Here is a 26,545-nt window from a genome sequence, read left to right on the forward strand (position 1 = left end):
CGATGCGCGGTACGGACGACGACAAGGAGCCGCGCGTGTCGGAAACCATGACTCCGGAAGCGATTACCGAAGCCGCCGAGAAGATCATCGCGGCGGGTGATTGCGCGCCACGCCTCGGGCGTGACCCGGTGAACCAGCCGATGATCAACAACTGGGTGGAGGCGCTCGGGGATCGGAATCCGATCTACGTCGACGAGGAGGCCGCGCGTGCCGCCGGACATCCCGGCACCGTGGCCCCACCGGCCATGGCGCAGGTGTGGACCATGTTCGGGCTCAACGGTTCTCGTCCGGCCGACGATCCGATGGCGCAGGTCACCGAGCTGCTCGACAGCGCGGGCTATACCTCCGTGGTCGCGACCGACTGTCAGCAGACCTATCACCGGTATGTGAATGTCGGCGAGCAGATCTCGGTGACCAGCAGGCTGTCCGAGATCCGCGGGCCGAAGAAGACCGCGCTCGGCGATGGCTGGTTCGTCACCTTCCAGACCAGCTGGCACGTCGGTGACGAGGTCGTCGCCGAAATGTTGTTCCGGCTGCTCAAATTCGCACCCGGTACCGGTGCCGCACCGAAAGCGCCCGCGGGCGACCGGGTCAAACCGCTGGTCTCCTGGGATACCGAATTCTTCTGGGAGGGCACCAAGGTCGGGGAGCTGCGGATCCAGCGGCTGCCGGACGGCACGCTGCGGCATCCGCCGATTCCGGCGCTGTGGCAGGACAAGTCGGAGCAGACCGACTATGTCGTCGCCTCCGGCCGCGGTGAAGTGTTCAGTTACGTCGTGCATCACGCGCCGAAAGTGCCTGGGCGGCAACTGCCTTTCGTGGTCGCGCTGGTCGAATTGGAGGAGGGTGTGCGGATGCTCGGTGAGCTGCGCGGCGTCGATCCGGCCGATGTGAAGATCGGCCTGCCGGTGCAGGTGGAGTTCGAGAAGCTCGACGACGAGGCCGTGCTGCCGGTTTGGCGGGTGATCGCATGACCTACGTCGAACCGGCCACCATCGAGGTCGGCACCGCTCTTCCCGAGTTGGTCATTACCGCCGATCCGACGTTCGTGATCAGTACGGCCTTGGCCACCAGGGACTTTCAGGATGTGCACCACGACAGGGACAAGGCCGTCGCCCGTGGTTCCAAGGACATCTTCGTCAATATCCTCACCGATACCGGGCTGGTGCAGCGCTTCGTCACCGACTGGGCCGGACCGCGTGCCATCGTAAAATCGGTCGCGCTGCGCCTGGGTGTACCGCTGTATGCCGGTGACACGCTGACACTTTCCGGCACCGTCTCCGCGATCCACGGCGAAGACATCCATATCGATGTCCTCGGCCGCGACAGCCTCGGTGACCACATCACGGCGAAAGCCGTTATCGCACTGCGGAGGCCATGATGACCGCTGACAGCACCACCGGGATTTCCGGCCGCGCCGCCATTGTCGGCATCGGCGCCACCGACTTCTCGAAGGACTCCGGCCGCAGCGAATTGCGTTTGGCTGCCGAGGCGGTCACGGCGGCGCTCGCCGACGCGGGCCTCACACCCGCCGATGTGGACGGCCTGACCACCTTCACCATGGATACCAATACCCAGGCGGCCGTGGCACGTGCCGTCGGTATCCCGCAGCTGAAGTTCTTCAGCCACATCGGATATGGCGGCGGTGCGGCCTGCGCCACCATTCAGCAGGCCGCCATGGCGGTCGCCACCGGCGTCGCCGACGTGGTTGTCGCTTACCGCGCCTTCAACGAGCGTTCGGTATCGCGCTTCGGCCAGTTCTCCACCGCACTGGCCACCGCGCCGACTTCCTCGGGCATCGATGCGGGCTGGTCCTATCCACAGGGGTTGGGGACACCGGCCGCGCAGGTGGCCATGGTCGCCCGCAGGTATATGCATGTCTACGGCGCGACGAGCGCGGACTTCGGCCGCGTCGCCGTCGCCGACCGCAAACACGCCGCGGTGAACCCGGCCGCCTTCTTCTACGGCAAGCCGATCACCTTGGACGATCACCAGAATTCGCGCTGGATCGCCGAACCGCTGCATCTGCTCGACTGCTGCCAGGAGTCCGACGGCGGTGTCGCGATCGTGGTCACCAGCGTCGAGCGGGCCCGGGACCTGCCGCAGCGTCCGGCCGTAATCGCCGCTGCCGCACAGGGTTCCGGTGCCGACCAATATGTCATGACGAGCTACTACCGTGACGCCCTCACGGGCCTGCCGGAGATGGGTCTGGTCGGCGATCAGCTCTGGGAGCAGAGTGGTTTGCGTCCGGAGGATATGCAGGCAGCCATCCTCTACGACCACTTCACCCCGTTCGTCCTCATGCAATTGGAGGAACTCGGCTTCTGCGGACGCGGCGAGGCAAAGGATTTCATTGCCGACGGCGCCATCGAAGTCGGTGGCCGCCTACCGCTGAACACCCACGGCGGACAGCTGGGCGAGGCCTATATCCACGGCATGAACGGCATTGCCGAGGCGGTCCGGCAGATCCGCGGCACCTCAGTGAATCCGGTGGACGATGTGGAGAACATCCTGGTCACCGCTGGCACTGGCGTGCCGACCTCGGGGCTGGTGCTCAGCGCGAACTGAGCGGATCTCGGCATTCGCCGAGATCCATCCGTCGCATGATCGGGTCGAAGAGTGGAGGCCGAATTCCGAGACCTAATCAGTTGGCGTCATAGGGGAGCACTGTGAAATGGTCAGCACCCCAGAGCGGGCGGAGTTGGCGAAAGTGCCGCTGGTCCAGGGTTACCACCGCGGTGGTGCGGTAACGGTCTGCTAGTACGACATTCGACGCGTCGGCGATTCCGATGTAATCCTTCGGCCCGTTGAATCGACGTGTGATTGCTACCGCGACGGCGTGGTCCTCGGCGGTCCACTCGGCCAGCTCATAAGCGCCTGTCACGACATCCTGGCCGAAGGCGCGGGCAGCATCGGCTCCAAGCCGCGACGACAGCATGTAGTCGGCTTCGGCGACGATGAATGGCGAAACAACCAGCAGGTCGTCGGCCTCGCCAAGGCTGTGTGCGATGGCTGGATGCTCCGGATACGCCTCGTCGAATGAGGCCAGAATGGCACTTGTGTCAATGATAAGTGCGGTCACTCGCCGAAGCCTCGGGCCAGCTCCTCGTCGATCTCCTCTGCGTTGAGTGGGCGGTCGCTGCGGTAGCCGCCGATCGTTGGGCGAGGTTTCGTCGCGCTCTCGTCGATCAGTCGGTCGATTTGCTGTGCGAGCGTCAATCCGTGAGCGGCCGCTAGCCGGTGCAGCCGGTCGCGGGTCGCCTTCGGCACCTTGATGGTTGTAGCGGTCATACCGATTAGTATACCGAGCGACACGCGCAAGCAGAGGAGGAGCCTCATGGCCGACCGTCATCTTGTCGACGTGCATATTCTGCTCGTCCGCGACGGTGAGCTGCTGCTCAGCAGGCGGCGCAGTGCCGACGAATTCGATGGGCTGTGGCACCTACCCGCCGGGAAGCTGGAGTCCGGCGAATCGGCCACCGCTGCCGCTGTGCGTGAGGCAGGTGAGGAGATCGGGGTCGTCATCGATCCGGCGGATCTGCGGCTGATTCACACCGCGCACGTGATCGGCTCCGGGCGGGAAGCCCGGCTCGGGCTGTTCTTCCATGCACTGCGCTGGGCAGGTGAGCCGGTGAATCGCGAGCTGGATAAAAGCTATGGACTGCAGTGGTTTTCGCTCGACGCGCTGCCGGAAGAGTCGCTGATCCGCTATTCCGCAACCGGAATTCGTGGGTTCACGAGTGGCACGCCTTATAGCGAGTTGGGCTGGACGAAGTAGTTCCGGGAGCGACGGGGGCAGTTGGCGGGACAGCCCGGGTTCACGAGTGGCACGCCCTATAGCGAGTTGGGCTGGACGAAGTAGCTCCGGGATCGAACGGGGCAAGCGTTATGGCGAGTGGGCTCGACGTAGTAGCCCTGGGGTCTACCGGGTGAGTTGGCGGGACAGCATGGCCGCGAGCTGGTCGACGCTGTCCCGGGTGCCTGCCGGAATGTGTGCCCGTGCGCCCGCGAATCTATCGAAAACCGCGCCTTCGACCACCGCGATGAAGTCGGCGGCGGCCGCATCGGGATCGGAAAAACCTAAGGCGTGGAACAGCTCTCGCGCCCGCTCGGTCGAGAACAGGCTGTGTGTCAGCCGTTGGTGCAATTCCGGGTCGGCGAGCAGATCGATGATCAGCGCATGCCGGACGATCAGATGATTGCGACGGTCGACGAGTAGCCGGTCGAGCCAGCCGGCTATGGCCTTCGCGATGTCATCGGGCTCGAGCGATGGTGGCACAGCGAGTTCGGCGGCGGCGAAGTCGTCGCGGGAGCGGGTGGTGATCCGGTCCGCGATCGCCTCGATGAGCGCGCGTTTGGTGCGGAAGTAATAGGAGGCCGAGCCGCCGGGCAGCTCGAGGGCGGTATCGAGGGCGCGGTGGGTGAGCGCTCGAATGCCCTGGGTGGCAATCACATCGATGGCGGCGTCGACGAGTACCGCACGTCGGTCGGTTGTGGACATCATCACCTTCGCTGGCGGCCGCATCTCCTGATCCTCTACAACTGTAGAGGATCAGGAGGGTGTCATGGAAGACAACATCACACTGGATGCCGACCAACTCCGGGCGCGCGTGTGCTTGCTCGAACTGCTCGACCGGCACGGCAGGCCGATGAAGCGGCACCGCGGCATCTACCTGCACGGCAGACCCGGTCGCGGCAAAACCATGCTGATGGACGACTTCTTCGCGGGCATAGCGTCGAACCACAAGCGCCGCTTCCACTTCCACAACTTCTTCGCCCAATTACACACCGCGGCACACGAATCGGGCTCCATCGACAAGGCCATCGACAGCCTGCTCGGTCAAGCCGAACTGGTCTGCTTCGACGAATTCCACGTGCACGATATCGGCGACGCCATGCTGATCGCCCGCATGCTCGACGCTCTATTCGCTCGCCGCATCGTCTTGGTGGTGACCTCGAATTACCCGCCGGAGCAACTGCTGCCCAACCCGCTGTTCCACGACCGCTTCCTGCCGACCATCGCGCGCATCCGCGCGTATCTGGATGTCGTCTCGGTCGACGGCCCACTCGACTACCGGACCCGCGCCGCGCACAGCGGCACGGGCTTCGCCTCCGGTTGTTACCGCATCGACGATGCGAGAGATGCCGACACTACAGAGGTTGTTGTTTCGGGTGCCCGCGAGATCCACGCCGACGCCATCGACGGCTCCGCCATCACTTTCGATTTCGCCGCCCTGTGCGGCACCGCCACCGCCGCCTCGGACTACGTCGAACTCGCACACCGCTTTCGCCGATGGACCTTGCGCAACGTCCCACCCTTGCGCGAGGTCCCGCCCGGCTGGGCGATGCGCTTCGCCAATCTGGTCGACGTGCTCTACGACGCCGATCTCGAACTCACCCTAGTGGCGCGCACCGCACTATCCGACCTGGTGGCCGACGTTCCCGCCGTCCCCGACCTGGCGCGAACCGCAAGCCGACTGAGTGAACTCCGACAGCCCGAATCCGTCGTGCTCCGCTAGCTGCGCACCCACCTGAATGCACTGCCGGTTACGGATAAAAAGGAGCCGATCCTAAGTATTCGATTCACTCCCGAGCGGACCACTCGGCATGTAACTATGTGCCTGTTCAGAGCTGTACTCAGATGTGGTGGTAGCAAGTGGCCAGGGCGGGAGCGCCGATATCGCGCGTGATCGTGCTGATCGCGCTACTGGCGTGTGCCGCGATCGCGCTGCGCGGCCACATTCCCGGAGCCCATGATTCCGGCGATCACCGCACGGTGCCATCGGCTATTTCCGTGGTATTGATGCCGGTACTGCTCACGGTATCGGTGGTGATCCTGATCGCCGGGGTGATAGCCAGCCAGCATCGACTGCCGCTGGCCATGCCGGAGGTGGATCGTGATTCCGAGCGCAGACATGGACTGCTCGGCCGCACCGGCCTACTGGTGCTGGCCGCGCTGGCGGTCGTTTCCTTGATCGTCGCGGCGGCGTCGGCGGTCTTCTTCGTCGGATTCGGCCGCGAGGGTGAGCCTGCGCCGTCATCGGGGCCGCGCGGTACCGCCAGCCGCACCCCGCAGGAGGCGGTCACCGCCCCCGCGACCCCCGACAGCGCGCCCACCCAGCACCTCACGGGGACGGCACTACTGGTGGCCATTGTCGCTGCCGCCGTGCTGGTCGGCGGGGCATTGATCGGGCTGATCGTGGTCGCGGTGGCGGGGCGGCGCAAGCCGCGTGTGGTGCCGGTCCCGGTGCCGCCCGCCGCGCCGACGGTCGCGGGTTCGCTGGCAAGGGCGGCCGAGATGGGTCTGGCCGCCATGAATGTGCCCGGTCAGGATCCGCGCGAGGCCATCATCGCCTGTTACGTCGCGATGGAACGCGGGCTGTCCTTCGATCGCGCGGCCGCGCCGCTGGCTTCGGATACCCCGATGGAGGTGCTGGCCCGCGCCTTCGAACGCGGCGCACTGCACGACGCGTCGGCAAGGGAATTGGTCGCGCTCTTCGAGGAGGCCAGGTTCAGTCCGCATTCGATGCTGGAGTGGCAGCGCATGCGGGCCGAACAACTGCTGCGTATCGTGCTGGCCGATCTGCAAGGGGAGATGGTATGAACCGCGCGATCGTGATCGGTGCGCTGATCGTCATCGTGCTGATCGAGCTCATCACCCTCGGCAAGGCCCGCGGTGCATTGCTCATTGCCGCCGGAGTTCCGGTGGCGCTGGCCATGATTCAGCTCATCTGGTCGTTGACCGGCCGTTCGGCCATCAAAACCGATGCCGGATCCGACGATATCGACAACGGTCCCGCCGAGATGCTGCGGCACTGGCATGCCAGAGCGGAGATGCTCGCCGACCGCGCGGACGGCACCAGAGCCGACTGGGATCGGCATCTGCGTCCGCTGCTGGCCAAGGAGTTCGAGTTGTCCACCGGCTTGCGGGTCGCCAAGAACCGCAAGGCGACCGAGGCCGCCGGAATTTTGCAGTTCGGCCCCGAGCTGTGGCGCTGGGTCGATCCGGCCAACTCGGCACTGCGGGATCAGACGACTCCCGCACCGGGGCGGGCCGCGCTGGACGAAATCCTGCGCTGCCTGCAAAAGATGTAACTGACCTGGCATGAGCCGTCAGGCCCGGAGGAGGCAGCTTGCGTAACCATGTAGGGCCCCGATCATGCCGAATTGAATACGGCCGTAGGAGAATGGGTTTGAGGCAAGTGCGAGTAGACATATGACGATGCCGATGGACACGACCATCCAGCGCAGCGAGGCGGTGCTCCGGGAACTTTCCCGGGTGATCGTCGGCAAGCGGGATGAGTTGCAGCTGATCATGATCGCCGTACTTGCCGGCGGTCACATCCTGATCGAGGATCTGCCCGGCCTCGGCAAGACGCTCATCGCCAGGTCCTTCGCCGCCGCGCTCGGCCTGGACTTCACCCGCGTGCAATTCACGCCCGATCTGCTCCCCGCCGACCTGCTCGGCTCCACCATCTACGACATGTCGACGGGCCGGTTCAATTTCCGGCGCGGACCGGTCTTCACCAATGTGCTGCTGGCCGACGAGATCAACCGCACCCCACCGAAGACCCAGGCCGCGCTGCTGGAGGCGATGGCCGAGGGCCAGGTCAGCATCGACGGCGAAACCTTCCAGCTGCCCCAGCCTTTCATCGTCCTCGCCACCGATAACCCGATCGAGTACGAGGGCACCTATCCGCTGCCGGAGGCGCAGCTGGACCGATTCGCCATGCAGCTGCGGCTGGGCTATCTGTCCGAGAACGACGAACGCCAGATGATCCGCCGCCGCTTGGAGCGCGGTTCGGCGACACCACAGGTGGTGCAGGTGGTGGATGCGAACGGCCTGTTGGAGATGCGGCAGTCCGTCGAATTCGTCACGGTGCATCCGGATGTGGTCAGCTATGTGGTCGCGCTGGCCGGCGCGACGCGTGCGCATCCGCAGGTCGAGGTGGGTGCGAGTCCGCGCGCCGAACTCGATCTGGTGCAGATGTCGCGGGCCCGTGCGCTGCTGCTCGGGCGCGACTATGTGATTCCGGAAGACGTCAAGGCGCTCGCCGTTCCAGCCATGGCGCACCGCATCACCTTGCGGCCCGAGATGTGGGTGCGCCGGATCCGCGGCGAGGACGTGATCACCGAATTGCTGCGCCGTCTGCCGGTTCCGCGCGCGTCGGTGACATGATCCGGCGGGAAAGGGCATGACCCAGCCGGATTCCACCGCCCCCGTCATCCAAGGGATCGCGGCGGCCAATGCCGCGGCAGCGCGACCGCCGACCAGGGACGAGCCGATGGCCGGCGGGGCGCGGCATCGGGATATGAGTGCCGCCGTCGAGGCCGAATTGCGCTGGCGTCCAGCGCCGTTGGTGTTCATGCTGGCGGTGAGCGCGGCGGTGGCACTGCTGCTCGCGGTGGTGCTCGGTCGCTGGCAACTGGTCGTCTTCGCGGCTCCGCTGCTCGGTGTGCTGGCCACCGCGCCGTGGCAGCAGTCCAAGACCCGGATCCAGGTGGACGGCGGCGGCACGCTGCGGTGCTTCGAGACCGAGGAGATCGTGACGACGATCGGCGCCTTCGTAGAATCGGGTCACGCGTTGCTTCGGTTGAAGCCGGAGAAGTTCGCGGGACTCGGGATCGACATCGAGGAGGCGATCGATTCCGGGACGGCGCCCGCCGGACTGCGGTTGGCTCTGACGGCGGACCGCTGGGGTCGCTATCCGCTGTCGGTGCGGGTCACCGCGCTGAGCCCGGCGGGACTGTCCGTGGCCTCCGCGGTGCTGCCCGCGGGGCAACTGTTCGTCTACCCGATCACCGACCCACAGCGAATGAAGTTGCCGCGCACCGAACTTCCCGAACGGCTCGGCACCCACCTCACCCGCAAGCACGGTCCCGGTGTGGAGTACGCCGATATCCGCGCGTACGCGCCGGGTGATCAGCTCCGCATCGTGAACTGGCCGGTGAGTGCGCGGCGCGGGCGACTCTATGTCACCGAGCGGCTGACCAACCGATCCGCGGATGTGGTTGTGCTGGTGGATACTTCGCAGCAGGCCCCGGGCCCGGCCACCGATTCGCTCGAGCTGTCGGTGCGCGGTGCGGCGCAGGTGGTGCAATCGACGCTGCAGGCCGGTGATCGCACCGCGGTGGTCTGCCTCGGCCAGTCCCCGCGCTGGCTGCGCCCGGATATCGGGCGTCGGCAGTTCTATCGGATCGTGGATACCGTGCTCGATGTCGGCGATGAGCACATTCCGACCACCGGCACCTTGGCCCCGCATGCGGCCGTGCCACTCGGTGCGATCATCGTCGCTTTCACCACACTGCTGGACACCCAGTTCGCGCTCGCGCTGATCGATCTGCGCAAGCGCGGACATGTGGTGGTGGTCGTGGATGTCCTGCGCGGCACACCTTTCCACGAACATCTCGATCCGACGCTGGCGCGGATGTGGAATCTGGAGCGCGCCTCGATGTATCGGGATATGGGAACCGTCGGCGTCGATATCGTGGCCTGGACCGAAGACGCCCGGCTGGATCAGGTCATGCGATTGATCCCGGACCATCGCCGAACCGTAAGGGTGCGCCGATGATTCGATTCCTCGCCATTCTGTCCGGGGTCCTGCTGGTGACTTCGGTGACCTTGATGACGCCATGGGCCGGGATTCCGGCGGCGGCGCTGGTGGTGGCGGGCTGGTGGTTCCGGCTGCCCGCGGTCGGCGCGGTGCTCCTCGCGATCGGGGTGCTCGCCGTGGCTGATACGGGTGTATTGGCCGCCGCCGCAGCCGGTTTGGTGGCTACGGCTTATCTGCTGAATACCGCGACGGTGTCCGCGCCGGTTGGCGTCGTCCCGACCACGGTTCCGTCCGTCACTGGCGCGGTGGCATTTTCTGCGGTAGCTGTCGGCGCCGCGCTACTTCCGTTGCGCTTGGCCTGGGTCCCGATCGCCGCCCCGATCCTGGTGATCCTGCTGTACGCCTTGGTCATTCAGGGCGTAGCAATCAAACGAGCACGCAACGACGAGACCGCGACCGCGCCCAGCTGAGGGGTCATGCCCGCAATCCCGCAGCCTAGGCTTACCCCACACGAGGCCGCCCTGTGCCTCGAGAATGCACTCGTGGAGTGCCTTTCGCCGTGGCCTCAACGCGTAGCAATCAAACGGGCACGCAACGACGAGACCGCGACCGCGCCCAGCTGAGGGGTCATGCCCGCACCCTGCGACCGAGCCTCGAGGATGGCCTCCCTTTGTCCCGAAAATGTATTGGTGGAGGGGTGCTTTCGGCATTTGCCTCCACCAGTACATCGTGATCAGACGTCCAGTGATCAGGTGAAGCGCAGGCTGACGTCGGCGAGGACGGGGGCGTCGTCGCGGTCGGCGACGGTGGCGCTGATGATGAGTTCGCCGTCGGTGCGCCAGATTCGGGTGCGGATGGTTTCGCCCGGGTAGAGGACGCCGGCGAAGCGGGCGCGGAAGCCGGTGACGCGGCTCGCGTCCGAATCGAGCACGGTGTCGGTGACGGTTTTGCAGACGATGCCGTAGGTGCACAGGCCGTGCAGGATCGGGGCGGGGAAGCCTGCGGCACGGGCGAATTCGGGATCGGAATGCAGGGGGTTGCGGTCGCCGCACATGCGGTAGAGCAGGGCCTGTTGGGGGAGGGTCGGGGTGGTGACGTCGAAATCCGGGGCGCGGTCGGGGAGTTCGGCCTTGGTGCTCGGGCCGCGTTCGCCGCCGAAGCCGCCCTCACCCTTGGCGAAGATGGACGAGCGTGCGGTCCACAGCGGTTCGCCGTCGGAGCCGGTGATCGTATGCTCCTGTACCACGACGGCGGCGGAGCCTTTATCCCAGAGTTCGGTGATGCGCCTGGTGATGGTCGCCTTGCCCGCGGCCGGAATCGGGCGGTGCACTTCGATCTCCTGGTGGCCGTGCACGACCTTCGCCAGATCGATGTCGATGCCAGGGAACTGCACCTTCGGTGGCTCGGTGTCGTGGAAGGTAGGTGCCACGGTCGCGAAGGTCGGCAGCACCTGCGGGTCGCGGTCGTCGACGTAGCGCAGTTCGGCCGGATCCGTCCAGCGTGCGCCAGCCCCGAGGCCCAGGTGGTACAGCTGCACTTCGGATGGCGTCCAAGTGAACTCCCCGCTCGGAAGTTCCGCGCCGAGCGCGATTTTCGGGTCGATGGGCATCGAGTTCTCCTTGTGAATGCTTGTGGACAGATCGCCCGCGGCATGCGGGCGACCTGTCGTGGGCGTATCCCAGCGATCCGAGGCCCCATGTGGCAATTGCCTCGGATCGATCGTGCGGCGGCCGGGCCGCAGCGGGCAAGGTGGCGTCCGCTCCGTGGGACGCCACGCCACGCCTAGACCTCGGCGGTGACCTCGGCCGACTGCTGCTTCTTGCGCTCGGCGATATCCAATACCGCCAGGTAGCCGAAAGTGATGGCGGGGCCGATGGTCGCGCCGGGGCCCGCGTACGTGTGACCCATGACGGGGGTCGCGCTATTGCCGGAGGCGTACAGACCCTCGATCACGGTGCCGTCCTCGCGCAGGACCCGCCCGGCGGTGTCGGCGACCAGGCCGCCCTTGGTGCCGAGGTCGCCCGGCACGATCTTGGCCGCGTAGAACGGACCCTGCACGAGCCCGGCAAGGCATGGGTTCGGCTTCACGGTCGGATCGCCGTAGTACCGGTCGTAGTGGCTGTTGCCGCGGCCGAAATCCTCGTCCTTACCGGTCTCGGCGAACTTGTTGAACCGCTCGACGGTCGAGGTCAGATTCTCGGTGGGCACGCCGATCCTGGTGGCCAACTCCGCGAGGCTATCGGCCTTGACAATCAGGTCGTTTTCCATCCAGCGGGACGGAAACCGCTGACCAGGCTGCAGTCCGGCGAAGATGTAGCGGTTCCGGTAGCGCTGGTCGAACACCAACCATGCGGGGATGTTCTCGCCCGGACCCTCACCCTGCCCGTATTCGCCGCCGTACATGGTGTGCACAGCCTCGACGTAAGGAGCGGACTCATTTCCGAATCGCTTACCGTCGGCGTTGACCATGATGGTGCCGGGCAGATTCCGCTCGGCCAGCGCGAACCACGGCTTTCCGCCCTTGAAGATGGTCGGCCCCCACCAGGAATCCTCCATGAAGTCGACCGCGCCGCCGGCTTCCATGCCCGCATTGATGCCGTCGCCGGTATTGGCGGCCGCGCCCGTCGTCCACTCGGTGGTGATGGGCTGGCGCTGGTACTTGGTGCGCATTTCGGCGTTGTGCTCGAATCCGCCGCTGCCGAGTACCACACCGTATTTGGCGGTGAACCGGACGGTCTCGCCATTGTGCTCGGCCTCGACGCCGGTGACCACGCCGTTCTCCACGACAAGTTTGGTCAGCGCGGTGTTCAGCAGCAGCGGCACATTCGCGTCGATGAGCCCCTTGCGCATGGCGGCGATGATCGCCTGCCCCATGCCGAGGATGTGCTTGCCGGTCCACTTGGCGAAGTAGGTGCGGGCGCCGACCCGCATGGCCCGCATGATGCCCTTCGGATGGCGACGGATCAGGTTGAGCCGGACGAAGTCGGCCTGCATGACGACGACATTGAGCGGGGCCTTGGCATACGGCGGCTCGAGGTTGAACCGCTCGTCACCGAGGATCTTGGCGTTGAACGGCGCGGGCTCGCACGAGCGCCCCTGGCCCAGGCCGCCCGGGGCCTCCGGGTAGTAGTCGGAGTAGCCGGGCACCCACTTCATCTTCAGCGGGGTGTGGTCGAGGACGAAGTCGAAGGCCTCCGCACCACGGTCGATGTAGGTGTCGATCCGGTCCTTGGGCACCACGTCGCCGATGATGCTGTGCAGGTAGGTGCGGGCGTCCTCGCGATCATCGGGACGTCCGGAGGCCTTCAGTGCCTTGTTGCCGGGGATCCACACGCCACCCCCGGAGCGTGCGGTCGACCCGCCGTAGTGCGCAGCTTTCTCAATGATCACCGCGCTCAGCCCATGGTGGGCAGCGGCGAGGGCGGCAGTCATTCCGGCGGCACCGCTGCCGACCACCACCACATCGTAGCTGTGCGGATCATTAACCGGATCAGTCATGTAGAACACGTTATAGAATGGGACCGCATTTGGTCTATGTTGAGTGGCAGAAGACGCGCTCGACGTTCCATTCGTCGAGAAAACTTGTTTCAGTTTCTGACCGGAGTGATGTACATGGGCGGTGTTGTTTCGAGCGACCTGCAAGCAGTCGCTAGCGGCGTTGTTTCGAGCGACCTGCGAGCAATCGCTAGCGGCGAGTGGGACCTGACCGCCGACGTCGTCGTCGTCGGCTACGGCGCGGCGGGGGCCGCGGCCGCGCTGGAAGCGACCGAGGCGGGTGCGCAGGTGCTGGTGCTGGAGCGTTTCGCCGGTGGCGGGGCGTCGGCGTTGTCGGGCGGAATCATCTACGCGGGCGGCGGCACCTCGGTGCAGCACGAGGCCGGGGTGCGCGATACGCCGGAGCAGATGCTGGCCTATCTCGAGCGTGAGGTCGGCACGGCGGTCACGCCCGAGACGCTGCGGCGGTTCGTTGACGAGAGTCCGGAGCTGATCGAATGGCTGAAGGGGTACGGTGTGCCGTTCGAGGCATCGCTGTGTCCGTACAAGACGTCGTATCCGAATGACAGCTACTACCTCTACTACTCCGGTAGTGAGGTTTCCGGTTACGGCCGCGAGGTCGCGACGCCCGCGCAGCGCGGACACCGGGTCAAAGGCAAGGGCACGTCCGGGAAGAAGCTCACCGGTCCGCTCGCCGCCTCGGCGTCGCGACGTGGGGTTCGGGTGGAAACCCTCACGCAGGCAACGCGATTGATCACCGATGACAACGGCACCGTGATCGGCGTCGAATGCGAGTCACTGCGCGACGCCCCCGGGCGGATCCGGGATCGCTACACCCGCATGGCGAAAATCGCCGCCAAGCCGGGCATCTACTATCCGCCGCTGCGCAAGGCGATGGAGCGTCAGCTCGCGAAGCTCGATCGCAGGTACCGCACGAGAATTCGGATTCAGGCCCGTCGCGGTGTGGTGCTCAGCGCGGGCGGATTCATCGCGAATCGGGAGATGCTGCGCGAGTACGGGCCGCAATACCGCGGCGGACTCGCGCTCGGCACCACCGGTGATGACGGCAGCGGCATCCGGATGGCCGAGCAGGTCGGTGCGGCGACGGATCGGATGGGCAATATCTCGGCCTGGCGATTCATCTTGCCGCCCAGCGCTTTTACCGGTTCGGTACTGGTCGATGCGGAAGGTCGCCGAGTCATCGATGAGACCCGCTACGGTGCCGCAGTCGGCCACGCACTGATCACCGAACACGGCGGCAAGGGTTGGCTGCTCGCCGACGACGGACTCATGCGCACCGCGATCTCACAGATTCGGACGCAGTCGGCCTGGTTCCAGCGCGGACAGTTCGAGGCCATGCGGCGCAATGCCGTGCGCGGCGCGACTCTGGATGCCGTTGCGGCGAAGGCCGGTATCAACGCAGACGGGTTGCGCGCCACCGTCGCCGAGCACAATGCCGCGATCGCGAACGGTGCGCCCGATCCGGTCGGCAAGCCCGCCGAATTCACCAAAACAGTGGGGGCCGGGCCGTTCTGGTTGTTGGATGTCGGTATCAAACCGAGCGTTGTCAATCCGTGCCCGATGCTCACCCTCGGCGGAGTCGTCGTCGATGAGGACACCGGTGCGGTGAAATCCACTGCCGGAACCGATATTCCGGGCCTGTACGCGGCCGGCCGGACGGCGGTCGGTATCTGCTCGGACTCCTATGTCAGTGGATTGTCCCTGTCCGACTGCATTTTCTCCGGTCGGCGTGCGGGCAGATTCGCGGCAGGTGCCGAAGTGCTTTCGCGGGCAGCGGTGCCCGAAGCGACAACAGTGGAAGGAAACTAGCGTGCTGTCCGACGCGGTACGAATCGAATTGGCCGATGAACTCGAGGCCGCCGAACGTGATCGGGTCGGCATCGACCCGCTCATCGCCAGGCAACCCGATATCGATGTCGTCGACGCCTACGAGATCCAGCTGATCAATATCCGGCGCAAACTCGACAACGGCGCGAAGGTGGTCGGGCACAAGGTCGGACTTTCGTCGCTGGCCATGCAGCAGATGATGGGTGTGGACGAACCCGATTACGGTCACCTGCTCGCGGATATGGAGGTCTTCGAGGACGTTCCGGTCGAGACCTCGCGCTATCTGATTCCGCGAGTCGAGGTCGAGGTCGGATTCGTGCTCGGCGCGGATCTGCCCGGCGAAGAATGCACCGAGGCCGATGTGCTCGCCGCGACGGTCGCCTACGCACCATCCATCGAGTTGATCGATTCGCGGATCAAGGACTGGAAGATCGGACTGGCCGACACCATTTCCGATAACGCGTCCTCGGCCGGTTTCGTGCTCGGTGCGGCACGGGTTGCGCCGAAAGACCTGGATATCAAGGCCATTGACGCCGTGCTCACCCGAAATGGTGAGGTGGTCGCGCAGGGACGCAGCGATGCGGTGCTCGGCGATCCGGTGATCGCGGTGGCCTGGTTGGCGCGCAAGGTCGCCAGTTTCGGCGTGCGGTTGAAGGCGGGCGACATTGTGCTGCCCGGTTCCTGCACCCGCGCCATCGATGCCCGCGCGGGCGATTCGTTCCATGCCGAGTTCGCCGGACTCGGTTCTGTCCGTTTGCAATTCAAATAGGAGGCTTGCCGTGTCCGAAACGGGGACCGTCACCGCCGCGATCGTCGGATCCGGCAATATCAGCACCGATCTGCTGTACAAACTGCTTCGCTCCACCACGGTGGAACCGAAGTGGATGATCGGAATCGACCCGGAGAGCGAGGGGTTGAAGCGCGCCCGCGGGCTCGGGCTGGAGACCTCGCACGAGGGCGTGGACTGGTTGCTCGCGCAGCCGGAACTGCCGGATCTGGTATTCGAGGCGACCTCGGCATATGTGCATCGGGCGGCCGCTCCGAAATACGCCGAGGCCGGAATTCGCGCGGTCGATCTCACGCCCGCCGCGGTCGGGCCCGCCGTGGTGCCGCCGGTGAATCTGGTCGGCGCGAATCTCGATGCGCCGAACGTCAATATGATCACCTGCGGTGGTCAGGCCACCATTCCGATCGTCGCGGCGGTATCGCGCGTGGTGCCGGTGGCCTACGCCGAAATCGTCGCCTCGGTGTCGTCGGTGTCCGCCGGACCGGGCACCCGCGCCAATATCGATGAGTTCACCAAGACCACCTCGCGTGGTGTGGAGACCATCGGCGGTGCGCAGCGCGGCAAGGCGATCATCATTCTGAACCCGGCCGAACCGCCGATGATCATGCGCGACACCATTTTCTGTGCGATTCCCGAGGATGCCGATACCGATGCGATCGCGGATTCCATCCATCGAATGGTCGCCGATATCCAGAAGTACGTGCCCGGCTACCGGCTGCTGAACGAGCCGCAATTCGACCCGCCATCGGTGGTTTCCGGTGGGATGGCGAAGGTTTCGGTGTTCGTGGAGGTCGAGGGCGCGGGCGATTTCCTGCCGCCCTACGCGGGCAACCTCGACATCATGACCGCGGCCGCTACCCAGGTCGGCGAGGTCATGGCGAAGCAGATTCTGTCGGCCCGGGTGTAAAGGAGCTCAACCATGGCATATTCCGCAGAACTCGACATCCGCGTCACCGACACGTCGCTGCGTGACGGTTCGCACCACAAGCGCCACCAGTTCACCGCCGATGATGTGCGCAATATCGTGACCGCGCTCGACGGCGCCGGTGTGCCGGTCATCGAGGTGACGCACGGCGACGGCCTCGGCGGCTCGTCGTTCAACTACGGCTTCTCGCACACTCCCGAGCAGGAACTGGTCAAGATTGCCGCGGAGACGGCGAAGCAGGCCAAGATCGCGGTGCTCATGCTGCCCGGCGTCGGCGTCAAAGAGGACATCAAGATCTCCCAGGACAACGGTGCGTCGATCTGCCGCATCGCCACGCACTGCACCGAGGCGGACGTATCGATCCAGCACTTCGGTCTCGCGCGTGAACTGGGGCTGGAAACCGTCGGCTTCCTGATGATGTCGCACACCCAGCCGCCGGAGGCGCTGGCCAAGCAGGCGCGCATCATGGCCGATGCCGGATGCCAGTGCGTCTACGTGGTGGACTCCGCGGGTGCGCTTGTGCTCGAACAGGTTTCGGACCGGGTCGCGGCGCTGGTCGCCGAACTCGGCGATGACGCCCAGGTCGGCTTCCACGGTCACGAGAACCTGGATCTGGCGGTTGCCAACTCGATCTATGCGGTTCGCGCCGGTGCGAAGCAAATCGACGGCAGCGCACGGCGATTCGGCGCGGGTGCGGGCAATACGCCCGTCGAGGCGTTCGTCGGTGTCTGCGACAAGCTCGGTATCAAGACCGGCATCGATTTCTTCGCGATCGCCGATGCGGCCGAAGATGTGGTGCGGCCGGTCATGCCGCAGGAATGCCTGCTGGACCGCCAGTCTCTGATGATGGGCTATGCGGGTGTGTACTCCAGCTTCCTGAAGCATGCCGAGCGTCAGGCCGAGCGCTATGGGGTTTCGGCGGCCGAAATGCTGGTTCGGGCTGGTAAGCGCAAATTGGTCGGTGGGCAGGAAGACCAGCTGATCGATATCGCGCTGGAGCTCCAGCGCGAGGCCTCCGTCTCCGCCTGACCCTGGACCGCAAGGCCGCGTACCAACTGGTGCGCGGCCTTTGCACGACGGTGTCGCAGAGCTGGTGAGCGCCTCGCATAGGTTGCGGCTTTGTGCGCGGCGCCCACTGCGTTTGCGCGAGCCACTGGCTGCGGTTCGACTGGTGCGCGGGCAGTCGCAAATTGGCGTCGCTGGAGGCTGAGCGCGAGGCCTCCGCCTTATCCCTTTTTGCGCGAGGGTGGCGCATATCCGATGAACGCCTCGCAGACGTTGCGGCTTGTGTGCGGCGCCCACTGGATATGCGGCAGGTGAACATTCGAATTCAGGGGTCGCGGATGGGTGGGGGAATCGGCGATCATGAATTGTGATCTGTCCGCATTGCAATGCGAACCTGTTGCGCAAGGAGCGTGGCGGTCGGCGCTGTTCGACGTGTAAGCGGGAATTCGCGCTCGAACCGAAGGAAAGTCCGCTCGGGCTGCACGATATCCGGATGCGCAAGCTCGCCGAGCGGCTCGGTGACGGGCGCGGACTGCGGTACACGCTGGTGCAGCTCTGGTATGCGGCCGGACGCAAGAAGGTTCCGGATGTGGCGCGCGTGTTCAAGCGGGTGCGTATCGGAGTCGGGGTGGCCACTGTGGTGGTCGCCTTTTTCCTGATGGTGAGCGGCGCGGCGCCGCCGGGTGTGGTGTTCCCGCTCGGCGCTCTGGTTTTTGCGCTGGCCATCGTCGGAATCGGCGCGGCGCGGCCGTGGTTCCTGAGCCGGGCCACAGTGCGAATGCCGGTGTCGTACGACATCTTCCGCCGGGATGTGGTCGGTCGGTGGACGCCGATTTACGGTGGCCCGCCGCCCGGCTCGGTCGACGAGGGGTTGGTGCGGCCACCGGCCGTGGACCGGCCGCGATTCGCGGTGTTGTGCCCGGATCGCAGCGTGCTCGCCTGCCTTGCCGCAAACAATGTGTCGCAGACCTGGTCCATGGCGTTGGCCGCCCGAATCGATCAGCTACCGCCCGATGTGCCGGTGATCGTGCTGCACGATGCGAGCCTGCCCGGCGTTGCGTTTGCCGGGAAGGCTCGCGTCGCACTCGGGCACCGGGCCGTGGTGGTGGGCCTGTCACCGCGTGCGGTACTGGCCAATGCGTCGGCGCTGCGGTTGCGGGAGCCACGGCCGCAGGACACCGAATTCTTGCATGGGGAACCGTTGTCGGCCGCGGAGATCGAATGGCTCTGCGAGGGTTGGTGGTCGCCGATCGCCGCGATTCCGCCCGCGAAGCTGCTCATGGTGCTGGAACGGGCGGTCGAGCGGATCGAGGATGCGGCCGATCCGGATCGCCGCGCCGCCCGCGAGGTAGGTTTCCTCACGTGGCCGTCCCGGTGAAGCAGCACGTGCTCGATCGGCTGCTCCGCATCGCGGCCGACCGCGCCGCCGCCCCGAGCGGCATCCGATTCACCGAGCGTCAGCTCTATTACGAGCTCTGCCGCTTACTCACGCCGACGCATCGAGCGCCGCGCCGCTTCGCCTTCACGGTCCCGGCGCCACTGAGCTACACCACATTCCGCGCCGCCCTCGACCGCCATCAGGTGCCGGGCCTACTGACCCCAACCCCGCCCCGAACCACCCGCGCCGGACTCCACACCCCCGAACCCGACCTCTTCGACTACGGCCTGCCCCGCCTACTCGTCTGCGAGTCCGACGCCGTCGCACAAATGCTGCGCGCCAACGGATTACCCATGGAATCCGCCTGCCCGGTCCTCAGCGCGTCCGAACTCCCGCTCGACCCCGGCATCGCCGAAATGCTCGCCCGAGTCGACGGCACCGTCTACCTCCTGCACGACGCAAGCCCCCACGGCCTCACCTTCCCGGCCCGGCTGACGGATCTCACCGAGATTCCGGATGGCGTACGAGTAGTCCCTTTGGGCCTGCGCCCGCGGCAAGCGGGCACCTTGCACCTGACCCACCTCCGTGGCCCGATGGCGAGTGCCGTTGCCGCGCAAATCGATCCCCGGGAGCGCGAAGCGTTTCACCGCTCAGAGTCGAGTGCTCAGACCGCGTCCGTGGATTTGCTGGAGCGTGCAGAGTTGCACGACGCTGAGTCGGGTGCTGAAACGGCGCGGGTCCAATCGAGTGAGCGCCAAGTTCTGCGCCCCAACTCGGCCTCGAGTGCTTGGGCGACGCACGTGGATTCGCATGCGCGCGACGTGCCGCGCCCGGTGCCGCGTGCTCTGGCAGCGCAGCTGGATTCATGGGAACGCGCGTGGCTGCGCCGCGGCCGGTTCGTCGAAATCGAAGCGGTGCGCCCGGCATCGCTACTGCGCACCGTGCATCGCCTCGTCCGCGAGGTTCGCCCACCCCGCACCGGCCTGCCCGAAATACGCCGCGCGCGAACCACGGGCTTTCTGACTTGGCCCGCTGCATGAAAGGGAATTGCTGTGCCGGAGCATCGGCAGATTACGTATACCGATGAGTTGCTTGCTGACGGGTCGGTGCATCGGCGGTATGCCGATGGGCGTCAGGAGTGGCGGACGCGTGGTGCACAGGGAGTGGTCTCCTGGCGCGATGATCGGGGTAACTCGGGGACCGATGAGGGGCTCGGGCCGAAGATCGTGAAGCGCACGTACCACAACGGATCCGTGGTTTATGGCAGGGAAGCGGGGTTCGGGCGGACGCTCTGGGGTGACGGAGCACTGACTGTCAATCGGTCGTCGTTCGGTGGTCGGCTCGGCGGCATTCTGGCTGCGGTGGCGGGCGGTGCGCTGCTCGGCGCGCTGGTCATGCCGCCGAGCGCGATGAGTGCCGATGAAGAGGAGGAGTTGCGCCGCCAAGCGGCCGCGCAGTCGTCCGGTTCCAGCGACGGGGGCGGCGATTACGGCGGTTGGGACGATGACGGCGCAGATGACGGCGGCGATTTCGGCTGAGGGAAAAGATGTCTCGTTGGTGTGCATTCCTGACGCCCGACGATCCGGCCGGACAGGTGCGGGCGGTCGGCGGCGATCCGGTGTCGGTGACCGATCGCCATGCGCTGGGGCTACTCGATGGTCCGGGTATTGCGGCAGGTCCGTTCACCGTCGGTGAGCTGACTGCCATAGGTGAGGTCACACTGTTCAACGCGGCACAGCTGCGCGCCCGACTCGGTTCGGAATTGCCGCCGGACTTCGCCGACGCTGAACTGCTGTTGCACTGCTACGCCCGCTTCGGACTCGACGGAATCGCCGCCGCCGACGGCATGTTCGCACTCGCTATCGCCGACGGCGACGACCTGGTATTGATCCGCGATCACGTCGGCACCCGCACGCTGTTCCACGCACGCGCGGGCAAAGGCTGGGCCGCATCCACATCGCTACGCGCATTGCACCGATGGCCCACCCTGCGGACCGGTCTGCATCTACCCGCGGTTCGCTCCTTCCTCACCTTCGCCTACCTGCCGGGAACCGAGACGCTGCTGCGCGGCATCCGCGAGGTCCTGCCGGGACGCTGTGTTCGTCTGCACGGCGACGGCTCCACGACCGAGGAAACCTACTGGGAGCCAATCGAAGTCGAGGACAACCGATCCGCCGCCGATCACGCACTCGAACTCCGCGAACTGCTCGAGGACGCCGTCGCCCGACGACTGCCCGCCGGCGAGCCGGTCGGGGTGCTGCTCTCCGGCGGCATCGACAGCAGTCTGGTCACCGCCCTCGCCGCCAAACTGCACGATCAGCGCGTGCGCTCGTATTCCATCAGTTTCGGCGGGACCACCCCGAACGAACTCGCGTATTCCGGACTCGTTGCCACGCATTGCAATACCGAACATCGAGTGCTCACCGTGCCAGGTGAGACTGTCGCATCGCGATTGGCGGAGACTGTTTCGCTACTCGACTGCCCGGTCGGCGACCCACTCACCGTACCCAACCTGATGCTCGCGGAAGCCGTTGCCGCGGACGGCATTCGGGTCGTGCTCAACGGCGAGGGCGGCGATCCGGTTTTCGGCGGCCCGAAGAACCTGCCGATGCTGATCTTCGAACTATCTCGCGACGACCCGTCTCCGGACGCGAGAGCGCTGGCCTATCTGGACAGCTACCGCAAGTGCTACAGCGACCTGCCGGTGCTACTCAGCCCCGACGTCCTGACCGCGCTGGCAGACGCACCGCCACTGACCGACCTGCTCTCGCCCTACCTGCGCCAGGGCCGGATGACCAGCCTGCTGAACCAACTGCTGCACACCAACCTGCGCACCAAAGGCGCGCATCACATCCTCACGAAGGTCGAACGACTCACCGCGGCAAGCGGTTTGGAGGGCCGCGCGCCGTTGTTCGACTGTGCCGTCATCGACCACGCCTTCCGCGTACCAGGTCGGTTCAAGCTGGCCGGTACCAGTGAAAAGTGGATTCTCAAACAGGCTGTGCGCGATCTACTTCCGGCGACCATCGTGGACCGCCCGAAGAGCGGTATGCGAGTTCCGGTGCAGCAGTGGCTCTCCGGGCCGCTGCGCGATCTCGGACATGACCTGCTGCTCGGCTCGTCCGCACGGGCGCGCGGCCTGTTCCGTGAGGACACCATTCGCTCGTGGCTGCGCGGCGACGGTGCGCTGCTGCCGCGGCAGGGCGGCAAATTGTGGCTGGTGCTGTCGTTGGAGCTGTGGTTGCGGTCCTTCGAAGTCGGGCCGTGAGCGAGCGCCGGCGAGGCGCAGCCGTGAGCGAGCGTCAGCGAGTGAACCAAAGGCACAGCGCGCGTGCGGCGCACGGCGGAGCCGAGGCAGCCATGAGCCGTAGGTTGAGGTAGGAGCCGAATGTCCGATCCCCGAATCAAGCACCACGCGGACGATGAGAACGAGATCCACGATCTGGCCGAATTCGTCGACGCGGGATGCAATGTCGTCACGCCTGTCGCGCAATTCCCCGCGGAGGTCGCCGCGGTCGTCGTCCAGGCCTTCGCCCAGATCGTCCGGAACGCGAAGGCAAGCCGCGCCGCGACCGTCCCCGACGCGGATGGCATCATCCGCTCGCAGACCTTCGAAGAGGGCGACGTCTACATGATCGAGTCGCCCTTCGACGGCTTCTTCGCCGACCGCTACATCATGGATTTCTACAATGCCGAGGAACGCGGCATCTGCTCGCGCATGCATCTGCACACCGGCCTGCGCTTCGTCCGCATGATGACCGGTCCGGACACCCACATCCGGGTGAGCAGCCTCTCGCCGTTCCGCGTAACCGACGTCGAAGGCGTTACGCCCTTCGCGCCCAACCAATTCGAGGACGATCTACCCGACACCCCGCCCGGTCTGCACCGCACCAGATACAACCTGATCGTCCCGCCCTGCTCTTTCGTCGATATGCAGATCCCCCGCGGCGTGAGCCATCAGTTCAATGCCATCGGTCCCCACGCCGTCATCGACTCGGTCCATCCGGAAGAATCCATCGAGGTCTTCCGCGAACAGATGTCCGGCTTCAAGATGATGGCCCAAACCGTTTTCCTCGCAGAGGAATTGCCGGACGCCGACTCCTGTACGTCGCTCACCTAGCGGACTCCGCGATCAATTCGGCAGGAGTGGTCGATTTAATTCGGTTGCGATCGTGCGGGGCCGTGCTTACCTTGGGTACATCGAAGTTCAAGGGAAGGACCCGGCAATGACCACCAAGGCGAAATTCGAGGAGCGTGCGCGCTTGCTCGCCTTGGAAAGTGCTCGCTCGCAGAGTATTTCGTCCGACAGGGCTTGCGGTCCATGACGTGAACCACTTGTGTCAGGGCCGCACCAGGTAAAAGCCGGGTAGCGGCCTTTCTTCGTTTCGGCGCAGTCGCTCTGTTGGTATGGGCAACCTGACTTTCATTCAGGGACCACGTCGGTTCGATTCCGATCTGCGTCACAACAGTTTTCGCGTCGGTTTCTTAGCTCAGTTGGCAGAGCACTCGGTTGAAGCCCGAGGTGTCGAAGGTTCGAATCCTTCAGAAACCACGATGGCCTCGTGCTCTGTTGGTTGGGCACTCTGATTCTCGATCAGAACAACGCGGGTTCGATTCCCGTCGAGGTCGCGATGCGCCTGTAGCTCAGCTGGTAGAGCTGCGGACTTTTAATCCGAAGGTCGTAGGTTCGATCCCTACCGGGCGCACCACCGTCGACACCTCGGCTTTCCACGTTCAGTTCCGCGGGCGCATACCGTCCAGCGTCACATCGAGCATGCGACCGGCGGCCTCGGGGACTGTTTCGCAGGCGACCCCGATGCCGTGGCCGAATCTGAGCAGATCGCGCGGTTCGATATCGCGACGGATATCGCCGGAATCCTGTGCCGCCTGCAGCAGCGCGGCCGCCGCATCAGTGATCATCGACCGACACAGGGTGAAGGTCGGTGAGCCCTTGTCCATACCGGCCTTCATGGTGGTCGCGAGGCTGCGATTGTCTATCACCCACTGCACCTGCTCGCGCAACCATGCCTCGAAAGCCTCGGCAGCCGAATGGGTTTCGAGCAGTTCGTGAGCGCGGGCGCTCAATTGTTCGATGCTGGAACGGTATACGGCTTCGATGAGCACCTCGCGGCTCGGAAAGTGCCGGTAGAGCGTGCCGATGCCGACCCCGGCGCGGCGCGCGATCTCTTCCAGTGGGGCGTCGGGTCCCTGTTCGGCGAATGCCTCCTGAGCGGACGTGATGATCCGCTCGTAGTTGCGCCGGGCGTCCGCGCGCATCGGCCGTCCCGTCGACGGTGCTGCCATGTTCCCTCCACTGGAAAACGGAAGGACCCTCCAGATAGGCTTGCGTAACTGGAGGAGCCCTCCATATGATAGCTCTATCGGAAGCGGAGGCTCCCTCCGTTTGAGTCCCATTCGATGGAGCGTTCTTTGTCCACCACCATGTCCGCGGACACCCGTGTGCCCGCAATCTCCAGTGCCGGTCGGCTCCGATCCGCCATTGTGCTGGTCACGCTGCTGACCTGCCAATTGATGATCATCCTCGACATCACCGTGATGAATGTCGCGCTGCCGCGCATCCGCACCGACCTGCACTTCAGCGCGACCAACCTGTCCTGGGTGATGAACGCCTACACCCTGGTCTTCGGCGGTCTACTGCTGCTCGGCGGCCGCGCCGGTGATCTGTTCGGCCGTCGCAACCTGTTCATCGCCGGTACCGCACTGTTCACCCTGGCCTCGCTGGCGGGCGGGCTGGCGCCGTCGGCCACCTGGCTGCTCATCGCCCGTGTGGTGCAGGGCATCGGCGGGGCCATGGCCGGTCCCAGCACCCTCGCGCTGCTGACCACCACATTCAGTGAACCCAAGGCTCGGATGCGGGTGCTCGCACTGTTTTCCGGCATGTCCAGTGCGGGCTTCGCGATCGGTCTGATCGTCGGCGGCCTGCTGACCGAGTGGCTGAGCTGGCGCTCGGCGCTGTTCATCAATGTGCCCTTCGGCCTGGCCGTCGTCGTGCTCGCGTTGCGTTATCTGCCGGATGCCGAACGTCAGCCCGCTCGCCTCGACCTGCCGGGTGCGGTGACCGCAACCGGGGGTGTTGCCGCCCTGGTCTACGGCTTCATCAGCGCCGCATCACACGGGTGGAGCGATGCGGGAACCGATATCTGGCTGGCTGTCGGCGCGGTATTGATCGCCGCCTTCCTGACCATCGAGGCGCGCACGGCCCAGCCCCTGCTGCCGCTGCGGCTGTTCGCCGATCGCAATCGCGCAGCGGCATACGCCAATATGTTCCTCGGCCCGATGGCCGGTATGTCGATGTTCTTCTTCCTCACCCAGTACCTGCAGGAAGTGCGCGGATTGAGCGCGCTGGCAACGGGTTTCGCCTTCATGCCGACCGCGCTGATGATGTTCACCATGATCCGGCTGATCCCGCGGCTGCTGCCGCGCTTCGGTCCGAAACCGGTGACGGTAATCGGCACGCTGCTGATGGCGGCCGGTTTGGTGCTGCTGACCCGGCTGACGGTCGAAACCGCCTACTTCCCCATGCTGTTCATCGCCATGATCCTGATGGGAAGCGGTATCGGCCTCGCCTTTTCACCGCTGAACGTGATCATCATGTCGAGCGTTGCGCCGACCGAAGCCGGTGCCGCGGGCGGCGCGCTGCAGACCCTGCAGCAGACCGGCGCCTCCCTCGGCCTCGCCATTCTGGTCACCATCTTCGGCACCGCCGCCCGCGATGCCGGAGGTTCGGCACACCACGCCCTGGTCAGCGGCATCACCACCGCCTTCGCCGGCGCCGTGGTCATCGCCGCGCTGACCTTCGTCGTCGCTCTCACCTTCCGCAGCACGCGTCCTGCGGAGTGAAATATGGCCCCGCCCAGGTGATTCCGGGCGGGGCCATATTCTCAGAGCCAGGTGTCCAGCGTTGTCGTGGTGAGGAAATGCTCCAGGTCGTGTCGCCAGGGAGCCGGGACGGTCTTGTCCGGTTCGATGGCGGTGTACTGGCCGCGGTAGAACAACAGCGGCCTGCCGGAGCTGGTCGACTCCGACAGGGCCAGCACCCGGCCGATCACGATGTAGTGATCGCCGCCGTCGACGACGCTGTCCACCTTGCACTGGATGGTGGCCAAGGCGTCGTCCAGGAGCGGGAGCTCCAGTTCCGATGTGTGCCAGTTGGTTTCGGCGAACTTATCGGGTTCGCGGGAACCGAATCGGGCACACAGTTGCTGCTGTTCCTCGGCGAGGACATTCACACAGAAGCCGCCGGACTGTTCGATCGCCGCCCAGGACCGGGAGGTCTTGGTCGGGCAGAACAGCACGAGGGGCGGGTCCAGTGACAGGGCGGCGAAGGATTGGCAGGCGAACCCGATCGGGGCGCCGTCGGCATCGAAGGTGGTGATCACCGTGATGCCGGTGCAGAACTGCCCCAATACATTTCGGAACTGTCGCCCGTCGATCGCCGGATATTCGTCGGTCGTCATCGTCTCCCCGCTCGCCCTGTGATGCATTACTTCGCCTCGCTGGCGCTCGGCTCCGTAATGCGATGCAGCTGTGTT

27 protein-coding genes and 4 tRNA genes are annotated in these 26,545 nt (G+C 65.6%); 24 read left to right on the forward strand and 7 right to left on the reverse strand.

Annotation, left to right across the window (positions count from 1 at the left end; all coding sequences use genetic code 11):
* The first annotated feature begins 47 nt into the window (after positions 1-47).
* The 3 genes from ACFYOW_RS35910 to ACFYOW_RS35920 are packed head-to-tail and all read left to right on the forward strand — an operon-like array spanning position 48 to position 2,568.
* Positions 48-974 carry a bifunctional MaoC family dehydratase N-terminal/OB-fold nucleic acid binding domain-containing protein gene (locus ACFYOW_RS35910; protein WP_387294730.1) on the forward strand — a complete coding sequence of 309 codons (927 nt, stop codon included), beginning with the start codon at positions 48-50 and terminating at the stop codon, positions 972-974.
* Positions 971-1,381: a MaoC family dehydratase gene (locus tag ACFYOW_RS35915; protein ID WP_387294493.1), complete on the forward strand. Its 411-nt coding sequence runs from the start codon at positions 971-973 to the stop codon at positions 1,379-1,381. Before ACFYOW_RS35910 ends, ACFYOW_RS35915 begins: the two co-directional genes overlap by 4 nt.
* A complete protein-coding gene (locus ACFYOW_RS35920; protein WP_387294494.1) occupies positions 1,381-2,568 on the forward strand; it encodes a lipid-transfer protein in 1,188 nt (395 codons plus the stop codon). The genes ACFYOW_RS35915 and ACFYOW_RS35920 overlap by 1 nt, the downstream gene beginning before the upstream one ends.
* Before the next feature lie 76 nt (positions 2,569-2,644).
* Here ACFYOW_RS35920 and ACFYOW_RS35925 read toward each other — a convergent pair whose 3' ends face one another.
* Both ACFYOW_RS35925 and ACFYOW_RS35930 read right to left on the reverse strand, forming a co-directional pair.
* Entirely contained in the window at positions 2,645-3,082 is a 438-nt protein-coding gene (locus tag ACFYOW_RS35925; protein ID WP_387294495.1) for a VapC toxin family PIN domain ribonuclease, read from the reverse strand.
* Positions 3,079-3,291, reverse strand: a complete 213-nt coding sequence (locus ACFYOW_RS35930) for a hypothetical protein (RefSeq protein ID WP_387294496.1) — start codon at positions 3,289-3,291, stop codon at positions 3,079-3,081. The genes ACFYOW_RS35925 and ACFYOW_RS35930 overlap by 4 nt, the downstream gene beginning before the upstream one ends.
* Positions 3,292-3,337: 46 nt before the next feature.
* On the opposite strand from ACFYOW_RS35930, the gene ACFYOW_RS35935 reads away from it, so the two are divergent.
* The gene (locus ACFYOW_RS35935; protein WP_387294497.1) at positions 3,338-3,778 is read left to right on the forward strand and encodes an NUDIX domain-containing protein; all 441 of its coding nucleotides are present in this window, start codon (positions 3,338-3,340) and stop codon (positions 3,776-3,778) included.
* 144 nt (positions 3,779-3,922) lie between these two features.
* Here ACFYOW_RS35935 and ACFYOW_RS35940 read toward each other — a convergent pair whose 3' ends face one another.
* The gene (locus ACFYOW_RS35940) at positions 3,923-4,525 is read right to left on the reverse strand and encodes a TetR/AcrR family transcriptional regulator (RefSeq protein ID WP_387294498.1); all 603 of its coding nucleotides are present in this window, start codon (positions 4,523-4,525) and stop codon (positions 3,923-3,925) included.
* A gap of 40 nt (positions 4,526-4,565) precedes the next feature.
* Here ACFYOW_RS35940 and zapE point away from each other — a divergent pair, with 40 nt between their 5' ends.
* From zapE to ACFYOW_RS35970, 6 genes are all read left to right on the forward strand, one after another.
* Positions 4,566-5,519, forward strand: coding sequence for a cell division protein ZapE (zapE, locus tag ACFYOW_RS35945; RefSeq protein WP_387294499.1), 954 nt, complete (start codon positions 4,566-4,568; stop codon positions 5,517-5,519).
* A gap of 137 nt (positions 5,520-5,656) precedes the next feature.
* Positions 5,657-6,604 carry a DUF4129 domain-containing protein gene (locus tag ACFYOW_RS35950; protein ID WP_387294500.1) on the forward strand — a complete coding sequence of 316 codons (948 nt, stop codon included), beginning with the start codon at positions 5,657-5,659 and terminating at the stop codon, positions 6,602-6,604.
* Positions 6,601-7,095: a hypothetical protein gene (locus ACFYOW_RS35955; RefSeq protein ID WP_387294501.1), complete on the forward strand. Its 495-nt coding sequence runs from the start codon at positions 6,601-6,603 to the stop codon at positions 7,093-7,095. The genes ACFYOW_RS35950 and ACFYOW_RS35955 overlap by 4 nt, the downstream gene beginning before the upstream one ends.
* A gap of 121 nt (positions 7,096-7,216) precedes the next feature.
* Positions 7,217-8,179, forward strand: coding sequence for an AAA family ATPase (locus ACFYOW_RS35960; protein WP_387294502.1), 963 nt, complete (start codon positions 7,217-7,219; stop codon positions 8,177-8,179).
* Positions 8,180-8,312: 133 nt separating this feature from the next.
* Complete coding sequence (locus tag ACFYOW_RS35965; RefSeq protein ID WP_387294731.1) at positions 8,313-9,572, forward strand: DUF58 domain-containing protein; 1,260 nt, start codon at positions 8,313-8,315, stop codon at positions 9,570-9,572.
* Positions 9,569-10,024, forward strand: a complete 456-nt coding sequence (locus ACFYOW_RS35970; protein WP_387294503.1) for a hypothetical protein — start codon at positions 9,569-9,571, stop codon at positions 10,022-10,024. The genes ACFYOW_RS35965 and ACFYOW_RS35970 overlap by 4 nt, the downstream gene beginning before the upstream one ends.
* A 278-nt stretch (positions 10,025-10,302) precedes the next feature.
* Here ACFYOW_RS35970 and ACFYOW_RS35975 read toward each other — a convergent pair whose 3' ends face one another.
* On the reverse strand, positions 10,303-11,163 hold the full coding sequence (locus ACFYOW_RS35975; protein WP_387294504.1) for a MaoC/PaaZ C-terminal domain-containing protein: 861 nt from the start codon (positions 11,161-11,163) through the stop codon (positions 10,303-10,305).
* 173 nt (positions 11,164-11,336) lie between these two features.
* Entirely contained in the window at positions 11,337-13,061 is a 1,725-nt protein-coding gene (gene kstD / locus ACFYOW_RS35980) for a 3-oxosteroid 1-dehydrogenase (RefSeq protein ID WP_387294506.1), read from the reverse strand.
* Between the two features lie 105 nt (positions 13,062-13,166).
* On the opposite strand from kstD, the gene ACFYOW_RS35985 reads away from it, so the two are divergent.
* The 13 genes from ACFYOW_RS35985 (at position 13,167) to ACFYOW_RS36045 (ending at position 23,701) form a co-directional block, all read left to right on the forward strand.
* Complete coding sequence (locus ACFYOW_RS35985; RefSeq protein WP_387294507.1) at positions 13,167-14,879, forward strand: FAD-binding protein; 1,713 nt, start codon at positions 13,167-13,169, stop codon at positions 14,877-14,879.
* 1 nt (position 14,880) lies between these two features.
* Positions 14,881-15,666, forward strand: coding sequence for a 2-keto-4-pentenoate hydratase (locus ACFYOW_RS35990; RefSeq protein WP_387294508.1), 786 nt, complete (start codon positions 14,881-14,883; stop codon positions 15,664-15,666).
* A 10-nt stretch (positions 15,667-15,676) separates the two neighbouring features.
* On the forward strand, positions 15,677-16,591 hold the full coding sequence (locus ACFYOW_RS35995; protein ID WP_387294509.1) for an acetaldehyde dehydrogenase (acetylating): 915 nt from the start codon (positions 15,677-15,679) through the stop codon (positions 16,589-16,591).
* A gap of 12 nt (positions 16,592-16,603) precedes the next feature.
* Positions 16,604-17,638, forward strand: a complete 1,035-nt coding sequence (gene dmpG, locus ACFYOW_RS36000) for a 4-hydroxy-2-oxovalerate aldolase (RefSeq protein WP_040686236.1) — start codon at positions 16,604-16,606, stop codon at positions 17,636-17,638.
* A gap of 373 nt (positions 17,639-18,011) precedes the next feature.
* Positions 18,012-18,992, forward strand: coding sequence for a hypothetical protein (locus ACFYOW_RS36005; protein ID WP_387294510.1), 981 nt, complete (start codon positions 18,012-18,014; stop codon positions 18,990-18,992).
* Complete coding sequence (locus ACFYOW_RS36010; protein ID WP_387294511.1) at positions 18,977-20,032, forward strand: hypothetical protein; 1,056 nt, start codon at positions 18,977-18,979, stop codon at positions 20,030-20,032. Before ACFYOW_RS36005 ends, ACFYOW_RS36010 begins: the two co-directional genes overlap by 16 nt.
* Positions 20,033-20,044: 12 nt before the next feature.
* Positions 20,045-20,530 carry a hypothetical protein gene (locus ACFYOW_RS36015; RefSeq protein WP_387294512.1) on the forward strand — a complete coding sequence of 162 codons (486 nt, stop codon included), beginning with the start codon at positions 20,045-20,047 and terminating at the stop codon, positions 20,528-20,530.
* Between the two features lie 8 nt (positions 20,531-20,538).
* Positions 20,539-22,260, forward strand: coding sequence for an asparagine synthetase B family protein (locus ACFYOW_RS36020; RefSeq protein ID WP_387294513.1), 1,722 nt, complete (start codon positions 20,539-20,541; stop codon positions 22,258-22,260).
* A gap of 120 nt (positions 22,261-22,380) precedes the next feature.
* The gene (locus ACFYOW_RS36025; protein ID WP_387294515.1) at positions 22,381-23,112 is read left to right on the forward strand and encodes a hypothetical protein; all 732 of its coding nucleotides are present in this window, start codon (positions 22,381-22,383) and stop codon (positions 23,110-23,112) included.
* A 267-nt stretch (positions 23,113-23,379) separates the two neighbouring features.
* A tRNA-Glu gene (locus ACFYOW_RS36030) sits at positions 23,380-23,455 on the forward strand.
* A 16-nt stretch (positions 23,456-23,471) separates the two neighbouring features.
* Positions 23,472-23,544: transfer RNA gene (locus tag ACFYOW_RS36035), tRNA-Phe, on the forward strand.
* Between the two features lie 4 nt (positions 23,545-23,548).
* Positions 23,549-23,621, forward strand: a tRNA-Glu gene (locus tag ACFYOW_RS36040).
* A 4-nt stretch (positions 23,622-23,625) separates the two neighbouring features.
* Positions 23,626-23,701 (forward strand) — tRNA-Lys (locus tag ACFYOW_RS36045).
* Between the two features lie 25 nt (positions 23,702-23,726).
* On the opposite strand, the gene ACFYOW_RS36050 is transcribed toward ACFYOW_RS36045, so the two are convergent.
* Entirely contained in the window at positions 23,727-24,296 is a 570-nt protein-coding gene (locus ACFYOW_RS36050; RefSeq protein ID WP_387294516.1) for a TetR/AcrR family transcriptional regulator, read from the reverse strand.
* Positions 24,297-24,422: 126 nt separating this feature from the next.
* On the opposite strand from ACFYOW_RS36050, the gene ACFYOW_RS36055 reads away from it, so the two are divergent.
* Entirely contained in the window at positions 24,423-25,853 is a 1,431-nt protein-coding gene (locus ACFYOW_RS36055; protein ID WP_387294517.1) for an MFS transporter, read from the forward strand.
* Positions 25,854-25,894: 41 nt separating this feature from the next.
* On the opposite strand, the gene hsaB is transcribed toward ACFYOW_RS36055, so the two are convergent.
* Entirely contained in the window at positions 25,895-26,470 is a 576-nt protein-coding gene (hsaB, locus tag ACFYOW_RS36060; RefSeq protein ID WP_387294518.1) for a 3-hydroxy-9,10-secoandrosta-1,3,5(10)-triene-9,17-dione monooxygenase reductase subunit, read from the reverse strand.
* Positions 26,471-26,545: the final 75 nt, after the last annotated feature.

This window comes from Nocardia sp. NPDC006982 (assembly GCF_042869435.1).
GTDB lineage: Bacteria > Actinomycetota > Actinomycetes > Mycobacteriales > Mycobacteriaceae > Nocardia.

Excerpts from the sequence above, each read along its gene's own strand:
- ACFYOW_RS35910 (WP_387294730.1), top strand. The coding sequence starts at position 48 with ATGACTCCGGAAGCGATTACCGAAGCCGCCGAGAAGATCATCGCGGCG.
- ACFYOW_RS35915 (WP_387294493.1), top strand. The coding sequence starts at position 971 with ATGACCTACGTCGAACCGGCCACCATCGAGGTCGGCACCGCTCTTCCC.
- ACFYOW_RS35920 (WP_387294494.1), top strand. The coding sequence starts at position 1,381 with ATGACCGCTGACAGCACCACCGGGATTTCCGGCCGCGCCGCCATTGTC.
- ACFYOW_RS35930 (WP_387294496.1), bottom strand. The coding sequence starts at position 3,291 with ATGACCGCTACAACCATCAAGGTGCCGAAGGCGACCCGCGACCGGCTG.
- ACFYOW_RS35935 (WP_387294497.1), top strand. The coding sequence starts at position 3,338 with ATGGCCGACCGTCATCTTGTCGACGTGCATATTCTGCTCGTCCGCGAC.
- ACFYOW_RS35940 (WP_387294498.1), bottom strand. The coding sequence starts at position 4,525 with ATGCGGCCGCCAGCGAAGGTGATGATGTCCACAACCGACCGACGTGCG.
- zapE (WP_387294499.1), top strand. The coding sequence starts at position 4,566 with ATGGAAGACAACATCACACTGGATGCCGACCAACTCCGGGCGCGCGTG.
- ACFYOW_RS35955 (WP_387294501.1), top strand. The coding sequence starts at position 6,601 with ATGAACCGCGCGATCGTGATCGGTGCGCTGATCGTCATCGTGCTGATC.
- ACFYOW_RS35960 (WP_387294502.1), top strand. The coding sequence starts at position 7,217 with ATGACGATGCCGATGGACACGACCATCCAGCGCAGCGAGGCGGTGCTC.
- ACFYOW_RS35965 (WP_387294731.1), top strand. The coding sequence starts at position 8,313 with ATGAGTGCCGCCGTCGAGGCCGAATTGCGCTGGCGTCCAGCGCCGTTG.
- ACFYOW_RS35970 (WP_387294503.1), top strand. The coding sequence starts at position 9,569 with ATGATTCGATTCCTCGCCATTCTGTCCGGGGTCCTGCTGGTGACTTCG.
- ACFYOW_RS35975 (WP_387294504.1), bottom strand. The coding sequence starts at position 11,163 with ATGCCCATCGACCCGAAAATCGCGCTCGGCGCGGAACTTCCGAGCGGG.
- ACFYOW_RS35985 (WP_387294507.1), top strand. The coding sequence starts at position 13,167 with ATGGGCGGTGTTGTTTCGAGCGACCTGCAAGCAGTCGCTAGCGGCGTT.
- dmpG (WP_040686236.1), top strand. The coding sequence starts at position 16,604 with ATGGCATATTCCGCAGAACTCGACATCCGCGTCACCGACACGTCGCTG.
- ACFYOW_RS36020 (WP_387294513.1), top strand. The coding sequence starts at position 20,539 with ATGTCTCGTTGGTGTGCATTCCTGACGCCCGACGATCCGGCCGGACAG.
- ACFYOW_RS36025 (WP_387294515.1), top strand. The coding sequence starts at position 22,381 with ATGTCCGATCCCCGAATCAAGCACCACGCGGACGATGAGAACGAGATC.
- ACFYOW_RS36050 (WP_387294516.1), bottom strand. The coding sequence starts at position 24,296 with ATGGCAGCACCGTCGACGGGACGGCCGATGCGCGCGGACGCCCGGCGC.
- hsaB (WP_387294518.1), bottom strand. The coding sequence starts at position 26,470 with ATGACGACCGACGAATATCCGGCGATCGACGGGCGACAGTTCCGAAAT.